Genomic DNA, 12,632 nt, shown 5'->3' on the forward strand with positions numbered 1-12,632 from the left:
CAGGGGATGACAGAGGTCGGGTGGCTACCGTTCACAAGGGTCGGATGAGACCGTTGATGATCCGTGGATGTCGTTCTTCCCTCATCGCAGGTGGCCGGCGTCGAGCCTTTCCAGGATGGTCGATGGTTGCCTCAGCGCGGCGTACGACGCTTTTCCTTCCTGCGCGCTGCGTTCACAGCCGCGCATCCTGCCCGGCCCATCGCGTCGGATATCAGTGTTCACCGCCTCCGCCACGGAAACGCGCAGCGCGCGCCATCTTGCGGCGAGAGAGGCCGATCTTGATGCCGACCAGCACGGGAGCGGCGATGACGAAGAGCAGGGCGACGGCGGTGAACGCCGTGTCGAAGGCGATCACCGTGGACTGACCCGTCACGGTCCGGCCCAGAAGGCTCGTTGCGACCCGGCTCGCGGCCACCGCCTCCAGCCCCTTCGCCGTCAGCGTGGCTGCGGTGGTCATCAGCCGCTCGATGAGGATGGGGCCTCCCGCGGTGACGTTGGCGCCGAGGACTGCGGCGTTGGCGGGGATGGCATGGTCGATCAGGGTCTGGAGCGCCGCGATTCCCATCAGGCCGCCAAGCTGGCGACCGGTGTTGAAGAGGCCGATTCCAGCCGCCAGACTCCGGCGGTCGAGGGTGCCGAAAGCGATCAGTGTGATCGAAAGGAACAGCAAGCCGAGGCCTAGGCCGCGCAGCAGGATCGCCGCCATCATGTCGTCAGCACCACTCTCGGCGGTCGAGCCGGACAGCATCCACATGGCGCCCGTGATGGTCAGGATGCCGAAGGGCACCGTGGCGAACGGAGGGACGCGGCGCACCTGAATTAGAAAGGCGGCCATCAGGAGCGAGCCGATGAAAAGCGCGCCGCTCGGCAACAGCAGCAGGCCGGCCTCGGTGGGCGTGAAGGCGAGGACAGACAGGGCGAACGACGGAATCAGGAACGCGCTTCCGAACAGGGCGGCGCCGGCGACGAAGCTGACGATGAAGGCGAAGGAAAAGGCGTCCGATTCGAACGGGGAGACGTCGAGCAGGCCCTGGCCCTTCGTCAACACCTGTTGGCCGAGAAAGACCAGCAGAGCGGCTGTGCCGGTCACGGTCAGCCACAGGATGCGGGGCTCCTCGAACCAATCCCACCGGCTGCCCTGGCTGAGGACGCAGGTGACGCAGAAGAGCGTGACGGCGATCAGGGCGAAGCCGAGCCCGTCAAAAGGACGGGACGCGGTCGCGGCGGGCATCGGTTTGTCGGCGATCAGCAGAAGCCCCGCGGCCGCCAAGGCCAGCGGAACGACGCTGAAGAAGATCCAGGTCCAGGATTGGCTGTCCAGCAGCGCCCCCTGAAAGGCCGGGGTGATGGCTGCGGGAGCGACGACCGCCCCCATGGCGAACAGGGCTTGCAGGGCAGGCTGGCGGGATCGCGGACAGGCGAGGAATAGCATGGTCTGCCCCCCGACAAGCAGGATGCCGCCGGCGAAGCCCTGGACGGTGCGAAGGGCGACCAGCAGGTCCAGCCGATCGGTCACGGCGGCCATGCCGCCCATGCCCATGGCCAAGGTCGCGCCGACGACCACGCCGCGCGGAGGGATGCGGGTCATCAGCCAGGGGGCTGCCATGAAGCCGATGAGCTTGAGCGTGGTGTACCCGATGTCCAGCCAGGCGAACTCGTCGGGGGTCGCGTGCGTGGCGCCCATGATGTCGCCACGCCCGAGCGACAGCACGGTGCCGGCGACCGCCTCCGTCAGTGTGGCGAGCAGGATGCCGGCGACGAGGAAAACTTCGGCCGCGGCCCCGTCGTGGCCCGGAGTGGCCGTGGGGGCGGTGGTCATTGGTCGCCTCCCTCGGTGATCTCGACACGCGCCGACAGGCCGGGCACGAGGCGGCCGGGCAACGGGTTGCCGACAAGCCGGATCTTCACCGGCACGCGCTGAACGACGCGAACGAAGTTCCCCGTCGCGTTGTCCGCGGGCAGCAGACTGAAGGCGGACCCGCTGCCGGGCGCAAGGCTGTCGACCACGCCGTCGAGCGTCCCGTCCGGATAACCATCGACGGTGACGCGGGCGCGTTGGCCGGGCCGGATGTGTTCGAGCTGGGTTTCCTTGTAGTTCGCCACCACCCACACATCGTCGAGCGGAACGATGTCGAGCAGGGAGGCGCCCGGCGCGACGAAGCGGCCGACGCGGACCTGGCGGTTGCCGACGGCGCCGCCGACCGGCGCACGCACCACGGTGCTCTCGAGATCGATCTGGGCGAGGTCGCGCGCGGCCTGGGCCTGGGCCACGGCGGCAACGGCCGCGTCGCGTTGCGCGGCAAGGACGGCGATGCGTTGCTGCTGGGCTTCGACCGTCGCCGAGGCGGCCGACACGCCCGCCTCCGCTTTCAAGCGCGCTGCATCGCTTTCATCGAGGTGGGCTTGGCTGACGGCGTTGCCGCGGATCAGTTCACGGCGGCGGTCGTAGGCCTTGGCCGCGAGAGTCATCTCGGCCATGGCCGACCGTCTCTGGGCTTCGGCCTGCCGGATCAGGACATGCTGAAGCCGGGTCTCCGCATCGACGTTCGTAAGCCGGGCCTGGGCCGCCTCGACATTGGCCACCGCTTGGGCCAGCCGCGCGCGGTAATCACGGTCGTCGATCCGGAACAGGACGTCGCCGGCTCCAACGGTCTGGTTGTCCTCGACCTCGACGGCCGTGACGTAGCCGGCGACCTTTGGGGCGAGCGAGGTCACGTCGCCGCGGACATAGGCGTTGTCGGTCGCCGTCCCGCCGTTTGAGCGGGCCCAGTTCCACCCACCCGCCGCGACCAAGACGGCGCCGAGGCAGAGCAGCACGCCGACCGTCCTTCTTTTGCTGGGGGGCGCCGCGGCGGCGCCGACCGCGGAGTGTTCGCCGGTGGCGTTTGTACCGGCGACGACGGCCCCCCTGTCCTCAAGCGTGTCCATTCCCTCGTTCCCTATCGGGGGTGTCCCAGCGTCGCCACCGCTCCCATCCGCATCGGCTCAGGCCTTGGCGGCCACCGGGAGACGGAAGGGGGCACCCAGCCGGTTGAAGGCGTTCATCGCGGCGATGGCGATGGTGAGATCGACCAGATCCTTCGGCTCGAACGCCGCCGATGCCGCCGCGTAGGCGGCGTCGGACGCGTGGGTTTCGCTGACACGGGTCACCTCCTCGGCCCAGGCCAGGGCCGCGCGCTCCGTGTCGGAGAACAGGTGCGGGACCTCCTCCCACACCGGCACCAGCGTGACCTTGTCGATCGACATGGTCTTCCGGAGGTCGCGGCTGTGCAGATCGATGCAATGAGCGCAGCCGTTGATCTGCGAAACCCTGAGGAACACGAGGTGGATGAGTTCCTCGGGCAGGTTGGTGCGCTTCGTGACGTAATGATGGACGCCGAACAGAGCCTTCGCGCCGTCGGGCGCAACCTCGTACCAAGCCAAGCGTGCCATGTCCTTTGCCTTTCCTATCAACAATTGATTGCAGTTCCCGCTGCGCCGACCCATGGCCGCCGCCGGGTGTCTTCGAAGTCCTTCAGCGCGCGCTCAGCGCGCGGTTTGCCGGCCGAGCCAGTCCTCGAACCGGATGGCGCCGAGGCGGGGGGTCCGGCCGGGGGTCAGCGATTGATCGTTGAGAACATCGCCGAAGTAGCGCGCGTGGATGTCGGGCACGACCTTGCGCGTGTCCCTCGTCGCCTGCAGGAAGCGCCGGACCAGCTCGTCGAGCGGGATCGCCTCCGGACCGGCGACTTCGAGCGTGCCGTTGACCGGCGACGCGAGCGCGACCTCGGCGAGGGCCGCCACCACGTCGTCGGAGGCGACCGGCTGGATCAGCGCCGGCGACAGGCGGATTTCCCCGCCGACGGTGGCCGACTGCGCGATCCCGCCGACGAATTCGAAGAACTGCGTGGCGCGCAGGATGGTGTGGGGAATGCCCGACGCCTTGATGAGGCGTTCCTGGGCGACCTTCGCCCGGAAGTATCCGTTGTCGGGAAGCCGTTCGCTGCCGACGATCGAGAGGGCGACGTGGTGGCGGACACCGGCGGCCACTTCGGCGGCGAGCAGGTTGCGGCCCGAGGTCTCGAAGAAGTCGAGGACGGCCTTGTCCTCCCAGACCGGCGCGTTCGCCACGTCGACGACGACAGCGGCTCCGTCGATCGCCTGGGCCAAGCCCTCGCGGGTGATGGTGTTCACGCCCGTCTTTGGCGAGGCTGCGAGCGCATCGTGGCCGCGCTCGCGGAGGGTCTGCACCAGCTTCGATCCGATGAGGCCGGTGCCTCCGATGACGACGATCTTCATGGGGGCTCTCCGCTTCTCGACGGAAACCAGCGCCGTCGATGGAATGGAGAGTGCCTGCGCACGCCGGGGAAGTCCTTGCGGCGGGCTTGAATTGCCCTCCAAGGACGCTTGGATTTCCGTCCAAGGAAGCCATACGGCGCTGCATGCCTCGACGCGAACGGTGCAGCCGGCGACGCGCCGCCGTGCTATCAAGGGCGCACATCGTTCGCCCGTCGCCCCGGACAGGGTGGCGAGGACGCTCGGTCCAGGGAGGTGCGGGCCTTGCAGTTCCGTTTCGGAGAGTGTGTGCTCGATCAGGAGCGCCGGGAACTGACCCTGCGCGGGCAGGTCGTGGGCGTTGGCCCGCAGGTCTTCGACCTGTTGCTGCATCTCGTCCGCAACCACGACCGCGTCGTCAGCAAGGACGACCTGCTGGAGGCGGTGTGGAACGGACGGATCGTCTCGGAATCGACCATCACCAGCCACATCAACGCGGTTCGCAAGGCCATCGGCGACAGCGGCGGGGAGCAGCGCCTGGTCCGCACGGTTCCCCGCAAGGGGTTCCGCTTCGTCGGCGCGATCGAAGTCGGGGCGATTGAAGTCGGGGCGGCCGAAGCCGGCGCGATCGGGGAGACGCCGCAGCCCGGCGGGTCAGGCATCGCCAGCCGCGCCTCCAGCGAAGGCCGGGAGATGCCGTCCGGGCCGGTCCTGCCGGGCAAGCCCTCGATCACCGTGCTGCCATTCCAGAACCTGAGCGGCGACCCGGAGCAGGACTATTTCGCCGACGGCGTGGTGGAGGACATCATCGCCGCCCTGTCGCGCATCCGCTGGCTGTTCGTCATCGCGCGCAACTCGAGCTTTGCCTACAAGGGCCGGGCGGTGGATGTGACGGACGTCGGCCGCGAGCTGGGCGTCCGTTACGTGCTCGAAGGCAGCGTCCGCAAGGCCGGGAACAGGGTGCGCATCACCGGGCAGCTCATCGACGCGACAAGCGGGATGCATCTCTGGGCGGAGCGATTCGAAGGCATGCTCGATGACCTTTTCGAGCTGCAGGATCGGATCGCCGAAAGCGTCGTCGGCGCGATCGCACCGCAGCTCGAGCGGGCGGAGATCGAGCGCGCCAAGCGCAAGCCGACGGAAAGCCTGGACGCCTACGATTACTATCTCCGCGGCATGGCGAAGCTGCACAGCGGAACCCGCGAGGCGATCGAGGCGGCGCTGCCCCTGTTCCACAAGGCGACGGGCCTCGACCCGGAATTCGCATCGGCCTATGGCGGGGCGGCCTGGTGCCATCTCTGGCGCAAAGTGAACGGTTGGATGACCGACCGGCCCCAGGAGATCGCCGAGGGGGTGCGGCTGGCGCGGCTGGCGGTGGAGTTCGGCCGTGACGACGCGGTCGCGCTGACGAGAGCCGGACACGCGCTTGGCCACTTCGCCGGCGATCTCGATGGCGGCATCGCGCTCATTGACCGGGCCGTGCTGCTCAACCCCAATTTCGCCCCCGCTTGGTTCCTCGGCGGCTACCTGCGCGCCTTCCGCGGTGAAACGGAAAGCGCGAGCGAGCATTTCGCCCATGCCGCCCGCCTGAGCCCGCTGGACCCGGAGATGTTCCGGATGCAGGCGGGGACGGCGCTCGCGCATTTCTTCGCCGGGCGCTACGATTGCGCCGTGGCCTGGGCGGACAAGGCGTTGGGGAACCTGCCCAGCCTTTTGGTTGCCATCGCCCTGACGGCGGCGAGCCACGCGCTGGCTGGGCGGACGGAGGACGCGCGGCGGACGATGCAGCAGTTGCGCTCGCTCGACCCGTCCTTGCGCGTTTCCACTCTCAGGGAGTGGCTGCCGATCCACCGTCCCGAGGATCTCACGCGGTTTGCGGAGGGGCTAAGACTGGCTGGGTTGCCCGAGTGAACTCAGCCCTTCGCCCGCGTAGCAGGGCATCAAATAAGAATGCGACTTGTTCGCAATTCCATTTTGTCCTATAGGTTTGGCGGCTCGGGGGAGGATTCCGGGGGGCTGTTCAATCCGGTGGCTGGGAGGCCGATCCATGCTGTTCCATCCCAGAATGCAAAGCAGCATGGAAAGGATACCATCCTCAGGGACCTTCTGTGGCGCGCCCGGAACGGGATGATCGCCGATATCCGGAACGTCGCCTGTGACCAGAACGGCCAGGGCGAGTATGCGTCCGAGGCCCCGCGGCGGCCGGCGGTCCTCGATCAGGCGGGGGAGGGCGGGCTGCACGTCATGGCGTCGCCCGGCCGTGGCGAGGTCAGCCGGCTCAGCCGGCGCAACCGCTGAGCTATGTCCCCGCCGACTTGCGGGCGTGGTCGCGCACGGTGAACGTCCGCCGGCTTACCCATCTCGACCTCCATTTGACATGTCCGTCCTGGGGGGCCGTTTCGTCGATGGGCTGGACATCCGGGGCATGGACCGGCCACGGCTGAACTTCGCCGACGAGGGCCTGTTCGCTCTGGCCCGCCCGATCGCGGCGGAATGCCGGGCGTCGCGGTGGGGCGGAGCGGCGCTCGGCCTGTCGGGGCTGCTGCTCCAACGGGCGCTGCGCAACCTGCTGGTCGAGCCTTCGACGCGCTGGCCCGTACCATCGCCTTCCCTTGACCCTTTCCGCCGTTCCGCAATGAGAAGAGCCATGCTTCGCCGCTTCCTCTCCTACTACCGTCCCTTCACCGGCCTGCTGGTCCTCGACATCGTGTGCGCCGTCCTGTCGGGCTTGCTGGAACTGGGGTTCCCTATGGCCGTGCGCGCTTTCGTGGACCAGCTCCTGCCGACCCAGGATTGGCCGCTGATCGTCGCCGCCACGGTGGCGCTGCTGGCGATCTACATGGCGAACGGCGGGCTGATGGCCATCGTGACCTACTGGGGCCACATGCTCGGCGTGAACATCGAGACGGAGATGCGCCGCAAGAGCTTCGACCATCTGCAGAAGCTCTCCTTCAGCTTCTACGACAACAACAAGACGGGCCATCTCGTCGGGCGGGTCACCCGCGATCTGGACGAGATCGGCGAGGTGGCGCACCACGGTCCCGAGGACCTGCTGATCGCGGTCATGACCTTCGTCGGCGCCTTCACGCTGATGGCGGTGGTGCATCTGCCGCTGGCGCTGATCACCGCGGCCATCGTGCCGGTGATCGCCTTCGTGACCAGCCGCTACGGCGGGCGGATGACGAAGAACTGGCAGTCGCTCTATTCCCGCGTCGGCGACTTCAACGTCCGCATCGAGGAGAATGTCGGCGGCATGCGGGTGGTTCAGGCCTTCACCAACGAGGACCACGAGCGCAAACTGTTCGCCGAGGACAACGACCGCTACCGCACCACGAAGCTCGCCGCCTACAAGATCATGGCGGCCTCGACGACGCTCAGCTACATGAGCATGCGGCTGATCCTGATCGTCGTCATGCTGACCGGCGCCCATTTCGTGCTGGTGGGCGAACTGACTCAGGGCGGCTTCTTCGCCTTCCTGCTGCTGGTCAACACCTTCTTCCGCCCGATCGAGAAGATCAACGCGGTCATCGAGACCTACCCCCGCGGTATCGCCGGCTTCCGCCGCTACACCCAGCTCCTCGACACCCAGCCGGACATCGCGGATGCGCCCGGCGCCGTCCCGGCCCCGGCGCTGAAAGGCGACATCCGCTACGAGGGCGTGTCCTTCGGCTACGACCCGGCGCGCCCGGTGCTGAAGGGCGTCGATCTGTCGATCAAGGCCGGTTCCACCGTCGCTTTCGTCGGGCCGTCGGGCGCCGGCAAGACGACGGTCTGCTCGTTGCTGCCGCGCTTCTACGAGGTCATGGAGGGGCGCATCAGCATCGACGGCATCGACATCCGCGCCATGACGCTGGCCTCGCTGCGCCGGCAGATCGGCATCGTCCAGCAGGACGTGTTCCTGTTCGGCGGCACGATCCGCGAGAACATCGCCTACGGCCGTCTCGGCGCCGGCGACGCGGAGATCATGGAGGCGGCGCGGCGGGCGCATCTGGACGGGCTGATCGCCTCGCTGCCGGAGGGGCTCGACACCATCATCGGGGAGCGCGGCGTGAAGCTATCCGGTGGGCAGAAGCAACGCCTGACCATCGCCCGCATGTTTCTGAAGAACCCGCCGATCCTGATCCTCGACGAGGCGACCTCCGCGCTCGACACCCGGACCGAGCGGGAGATCCAGAAGTCGCTGATGGAACTGGCGGAGGGGCGGACCACCCTGGTCATCGCCCACCGTCTGGCGACCATCCGCAACGCCGACGAGGTCTATGTCGTCGGCACCGAGGGCGGGCTCCAGCGCATCACCCACGAGGAGCTTGCGGCGCGCGGCTGATCGCGCCGCGTCCCCGGCCATGGAAACGGTCCTCGGCGCGGCACCATTGCCCCATCGCCTTGTTTGTGGACGTGAGACACAGGCAGGAGGGCGACATGGCATCCCGCGCCGAGCGCACCGACCCCCGTATGTGGGAGACGGTGAAGGCAAGCATCCTGAAGGGCGACAAAGGCGGTGAGCCCGGCCAGTGGTCCGCCCGCAAGGCTCAAATGGCCGTTCAGGAATACAAACGGCGCGGTGGCGGCTATACGGGGCCGAAGAGCGCGGGCAACAGCCTGAGCCGGTGGACCGACGAGGAGTGGGGCACGCGCTCCGGCAAGCCGAGCGCGGAAACGGGGGAACGTTACCTCCCCCGACAGGCCCGCGAACACCTGTCCGAAGCGGACTACCGGCGCACCAGCGACAAGAAGCGCGCCGACACGACGAAGGGCAGGCAGTTCTCAAAGCAGCCCGACGACGTTGCCCGGAAGACGGCGCCGTTCCGGCATCCCGCCGATGGGAACCGGACCCGCGCGGCCCTCTACGAGAAGGCAAAGCAGCAGAACCTGCCCGGCCGCTCCCGCATGAGCAAGGAGGAGCTGCAAAAGGCGCTCTCCTGACCCAATCTCGTGACTCAGAGAGGGCCGTACACGGGTTACTCGCGCATCAGCTTCGGCAGGTCCATGGCGACCCGGCCGACGTCTTCGCGGCGCAGGCCACGAGCGGCCAGTTCGGCCCGGCTCAAGGCCGACAGCTCACGATAAACGGTGTAGGCGGCGGATGCCTCGAACCAGGCGCTGACGAACTCACGAACGTCCTTGACGATCCCCGACAGCCGGCCGTCATGATCGATGTGCGATGCGGTGGTGTAAGCCATGGTCCGTCTCCTTCATGTCTGGTGCAGATGACCTTATACTGGCATACCAAATACCTGATACGCTGAGTGTGCAACGCAGCGCGTCAGAAAAATTACAGCTATTTCAAGCATTTGTTCAGCCAACTGTCAGCGACGCCAATCATCGGCGCGCTGCTCATCACACCGCTTCTGATTGGCTCACCGCGTCCAGGGCATGGGCGATGCCGTCGTCGCCGAGGTCTGTCGGGCAGGGCTGCGTTGGCCGGAATCCGTTCGACAGGTGTCGCAGCCTCATGGTTTAAGAACACGTGACACGGCGCAATTTCGGGTCCTTGTTGTTGGAGCCGGAATCAAGTCCTGGTCGAGGGTGCGGAGGCAAGCGGGCGGGAACTCTCCATGGCGACGGTGCGGGAAGCGCTGGGACTTGCGGTCGAGTATCATCTTCAGGGAGGACTGACGGAGGCCAGGGAGCTATACGGCCGAATCCTTGCTGTCGAGCCGGACCAGCCTCACGCATTGCACCTGTTGGGGGTGCTCGACGGGCAGGAGGGCCGCCCGGTGGAAGCGATGGCGCAGATCCGTCGGGCCATCGCCAGCGCTCCGGGCATTGCCGACTTCCACGCCAACATCGGCAAATTGGCAATGGCGCTGGGCCGAACGGACGAGGCGGTCGCGCTCCACCGCCGGGCGCTGACGCTGCACCCTGGCCATCCGGATGCGCTCGCCGGTCTGGCGCCGGTGCTGGCCGAGGGTGCCCCGACCGACGAGGCCGTATCGGTGCTCCGGCAACGACTGCGCCTGACGCCCGAGGATGGTGGCCTGTGCTTCTCCCTCGCGCGGATGTTGCGGGCAAGGGGAGAGGCGGCGGAAGCAACGGCGGCCTATCGCCGTCTCATCGTGCTCGACCCCACCCATGTTGCGGCCTGCAACAACCTGGGCAATCTGCTGCGCGCCGGCGGTGCCGTGGAGCAGGCGGTGGCCTCCTTCCGCTGCGCCACGCGGCTTGCGCCCGGCTCTGCGACGATGCCGGTCAATCTCGGCGCGGCGCTCGCCGAACTCGGACGCACCGAGGCGGCGACGGCGGCGTTCCGTCGGGCGATCGCCTGCCAACCCGACAACGGCGACGCCTATTTCGGGCTCGGCAGCGCGTTCTCCGGACCTTGCCCATCCGACGGCTTGCGGGTGATGAGCCATGGGCTGCGCGCCGCCCCGGACCATCCGGGGTTGCTGTATGCGCTGGGAGTGCTCCACGCCGGCCGGGGCGAAGACACCATGGCCACCGGCTTTTGGGCCCGGGGGGTGGAGGTGGTACCGGAGGATGCCGCCTGCCGCATGGCCTTGTGTGTCGGACAACTCCGCCACGTCTACGCCGACGGAGCGGAACTGGCGTCCCGACGGGAAGCCTACACGCGCCACCTCGCCGCGCTCGACGGGCTGATCGGCCCCAGCGCGCCGATTGAGGCGCGGCTGAGCGCCTGCGACCTTGCGGGCTCGCATCTGCCCTTCCTGCTGGCCTACCAGGGCATGGACAACCGGACTCTGCAGGAGACCTACGGCGGCATCGTGGCGGGGCTGATGGCGGCGCGTCTGGGGAGTCGCATCCCCACCACCCCGGAAACGCCCCGTGCCTCCACACGTCCCCGCCCGGCCCGGACGCGGCTGCGGGTCGGGATCGTCTCGTCCTATTTCCACGACCATTCTGTCTGGCGGGCGATCCTGGCCGGCTGGCTGACCCGGCTCGATCCGGAGCGGTTCACCCTTCTGGGATACCATGTCACGGGGGAGCAGGATGCGTGCACCGCGCTGGCCGCATCGCGTTGCGCGGTGTTCCGGCGCGGACTCGGTGCCGTGGAGCGCTGGGCGGAAACCATCGTCGCCGACCGGCCCGACGTGCTGCTGTTCCCCGAGGTTGGCATGGAGCCCATGACTCATCGGCTCGCGGCGCTGCGCCTGGCAGCGGTGCAGGCCGTGGCGTGGGGGCACCCCGACACGACGGGGCTTCCCACTCTCGACCATTACCTGTCGGGCGATCTGCTGGAGCCACCCGATGGAGACGCCTTCTACAGCGAGCGTCTGGTCCGGCTGCCCAACCTCGGTTGCCATGTGGAGCCCACGCGGCGGCCCGTCGTGTCGGTCACGCGCGGCCGGCTCGGCCTGCCCGGCGGGGCGCCCGCCTTCCTGTGCAGTCAAAGCCTGTTCAAGTATCTGCCGCAGCACGACCATGTGTTTCCTTCCATCGCCGCAGCCCTGCCCGGCAGCCGGTTCCTGTTCTTCCGGCACCGCCAGGCCACCGTCACCCGCAGCTTGGAAGACCGGCTGGAACGGGCTTTCGCCGTCCAGGGCCTCGACAGCCGGGAATATTGCGTCTTCGCCGACCAACTCGATCATGACGCGTATCTCGCCACGCTGCGGGTGATGGACGTCTATCTCGACAGCATCGGGTTTTCCGGATTCAACACGGCCCTGCAGGCGGTGGAGGCGGGGCTTCCGGTGGTGACCGCGCGGGGGCGCTTCATGCGCGGACGGCTTGCCGCCGCCCTGCTGGACCGCCTCGGTATGGCCGATGCCGTTGCCGAGAGCCCGGACGACTTCATCGAGGACGCCATTCGTCTGGGGCGCGACCCGGCGGCGCGGACCATCCGGAAAGCCCGCCAGACCGCCGCGCTTCCCACCGTCTATCGCGATCAGGCGGCCATCGTCGGACTGGAGCGTTTTCTGACGGGATAGCCCCGACGGCGAGGCCGGTGGCGAACCCTTTGATCCGAATGTTCGGCGACGGGGGCCAGATCCTGCCGGTGTGCCGATGTCACGCCGCGTTTTGCGTAAGGAGAAGGGCGGGACTCGCGGCCCCGCACAATCTTACTTTATGTGCCCCGCATCCCACATTGCCGGGAGAGTGGTGCTTCAGCCAAAGAATGATAAGTAAAAGTCTTGGAGTTCAATGGTGCCAATATTGCTTTCTTATTCCGAATGAGAATCTTCCAGCGCAAAATTTGATAAATGGAGGCTTCATTCACTCAAAGAATGATCAGCATCTGATTGGCGTTGGTGCATGGAGGCATTGGCGGACCAATTGGCGGGGGCGGACGTGCCGTGAGGAAGGGCGGCCTCTTCGTTCTGATTGCTGTGCCTGCCATGCCCTTCAAGCACAATGGTGCCCGTCGCCACCGCATCCCCAAGATGACGGGCCGGTGCGTCTGGTCCTCGACAGCACGGGCC

Annotated in this window: 11 protein-coding genes; 5 read left to right on the plus strand and 6 right to left on the minus strand. The window is 67.6% G+C overall.

Annotation, left to right across the window (positions count from 1 at the left end; all coding sequences use genetic code 11):
- Nucleotides 1-211: 211 nt before the first annotated feature.
- The 4 genes from AC1DVI_RS23385 to AC1DVI_RS23400 form a co-directional block, all read right to left on the minus strand.
- Entirely contained in the window at nt 212-1,819 is a 1,608-nt protein-coding gene (locus AC1DVI_RS23385; protein ID WP_476960005.1) for an MFS transporter, read from the minus strand.
- Nucleotides 1,816-2,928 carry an HlyD family secretion protein gene (locus AC1DVI_RS23390; protein ID WP_476960006.1) on the minus strand — a complete coding sequence of 371 codons (1,113 nt, stop codon included), beginning with the start codon at nt 2,926-2,928 and terminating at the stop codon, nt 1,816-1,818. The genes AC1DVI_RS23385 and AC1DVI_RS23390 overlap by 4 nt, the downstream gene beginning before the upstream one ends.
- A gap of 57 nt (nt 2,929-2,985) precedes the next feature.
- A complete protein-coding gene (locus tag AC1DVI_RS23395) occupies nt 2,986-3,432 on the minus strand; it encodes a carboxymuconolactone decarboxylase family protein (RefSeq protein ID WP_094307239.1) in 447 nt (148 codons plus the stop codon).
- A 93-nt stretch (nt 3,433-3,525) separates the two neighbouring features.
- Entirely contained in the window at nt 3,526-4,278 is a 753-nt protein-coding gene (locus tag AC1DVI_RS23400) for an SDR family oxidoreductase (RefSeq protein WP_476960007.1), read from the minus strand.
- A 252-nt stretch (nt 4,279-4,530) separates the two neighbouring features.
- Between AC1DVI_RS23400 and AC1DVI_RS23405 the strand changes: the two genes are divergently transcribed.
- The 4 genes from AC1DVI_RS23405 to AC1DVI_RS23420 all read left to right on the plus strand — a co-directional run bounded on the left by AC1DVI_RS23405 (nt 4,531) and on the right by AC1DVI_RS23420 (nt 9,177).
- Nucleotides 4,531-6,165 (plus strand): winged helix-turn-helix domain-containing tetratricopeptide repeat protein, encoded by a 1,635-nt coding sequence (locus AC1DVI_RS23405; RefSeq protein WP_476960008.1) that lies wholly within the window; start codon nt 4,531-4,533, stop codon nt 6,163-6,165.
- A gap of 216 nt (nt 6,166-6,381) precedes the next feature.
- On the plus strand, nt 6,382-6,552 hold the full coding sequence (locus tag AC1DVI_RS23410; RefSeq protein ID WP_476960009.1) for a hypothetical protein: 171 nt from the start codon (nt 6,382-6,384) through the stop codon (nt 6,550-6,552).
- Between the two features lie 79 nt (nt 6,553-6,631).
- Nucleotides 6,632-8,578, plus strand: coding sequence for an ABC transporter ATP-binding protein (locus AC1DVI_RS23415; protein WP_476960010.1), 1,947 nt, complete (start codon nt 6,632-6,634; stop codon nt 8,576-8,578).
- 95 nt (nt 8,579-8,673) lie between these two features.
- Nucleotides 8,674-9,177 carry a DUF5872 domain-containing protein gene (locus AC1DVI_RS23420; protein ID WP_149166163.1) on the plus strand — a complete coding sequence of 168 codons (504 nt, stop codon included), beginning with the start codon at nt 8,674-8,676 and terminating at the stop codon, nt 9,175-9,177.
- A gap of 35 nt (nt 9,178-9,212) precedes the next feature.
- Here AC1DVI_RS23420 and AC1DVI_RS23425 read toward each other — a convergent pair whose 3' ends face one another.
- On the minus strand, nt 9,213-9,434 hold the full coding sequence (locus AC1DVI_RS23425) for a hypothetical protein (RefSeq protein ID WP_476960011.1): 222 nt from the start codon (nt 9,432-9,434) through the stop codon (nt 9,213-9,215).
- Between the two features lie 375 nt (nt 9,435-9,809).
- Here AC1DVI_RS23425 and AC1DVI_RS23430 point away from each other — a divergent pair, with 375 nt between their 5' ends.
- The gene (locus AC1DVI_RS23430) at nt 9,810-12,140 is read left to right on the plus strand and encodes a tetratricopeptide repeat protein (protein WP_476960012.1); all 2,331 of its coding nucleotides are present in this window, start codon (nt 9,810-9,812) and stop codon (nt 12,138-12,140) included.
- A gap of 282 nt (nt 12,141-12,422) precedes the next feature.
- Here the strand turns inward: AC1DVI_RS23430 and AC1DVI_RS23435 are convergent.
- Nucleotides 12,423-12,632: hypothetical protein (locus AC1DVI_RS23435; protein ID WP_476960013.1), on the minus strand; the 210-nt coding region annotated here is incomplete at its 5' end.

The organism is Azospirillum sp. P4_B5 (assembly GCF_056402275.1).

Coding starts and splice junctions, on each gene's coding strand:
- AC1DVI_RS23385 (WP_476960005.1), bottom strand. CDS start 1,819: ATGACCACCGCCCCCACGGCCACTCCGGGCCACGACGGGGCCGCGGCC.
- AC1DVI_RS23390 (WP_476960006.1), bottom strand. CDS start 2,928: ATGGACACGCTTGAGGACAGGGGGGCCGTCGTCGCCGGTACAAACGCC.
- AC1DVI_RS23395 (WP_094307239.1), bottom strand. CDS start 3,432: ATGGCACGCTTGGCTTGGTACGAGGTTGCGCCCGACGGCGCGAAGGCT.
- AC1DVI_RS23400 (WP_476960007.1), bottom strand. CDS start 4,278: ATGAAGATCGTCGTCATCGGAGGCACCGGCCTCATCGGATCGAAGCTG.
- AC1DVI_RS23410 (WP_476960009.1), top strand. CDS start 6,382: ATGATCGCCGATATCCGGAACGTCGCCTGTGACCAGAACGGCCAGGGC.
- AC1DVI_RS23415 (WP_476960010.1), top strand. CDS start 6,632: ATGTCCGTCCTGGGGGGCCGTTTCGTCGATGGGCTGGACATCCGGGGC.
- AC1DVI_RS23420 (WP_149166163.1), top strand. CDS start 8,674: ATGGCATCCCGCGCCGAGCGCACCGACCCCCGTATGTGGGAGACGGTG.
- AC1DVI_RS23425 (WP_476960011.1), bottom strand. CDS start 9,434: ATGGCTTACACCACCGCATCGCACATCGATCATGACGGCCGGCTGTCG.
- AC1DVI_RS23430 (WP_476960012.1), top strand. CDS start 9,810: ATGGCGACGGTGCGGGAAGCGCTGGGACTTGCGGTCGAGTATCATCTT.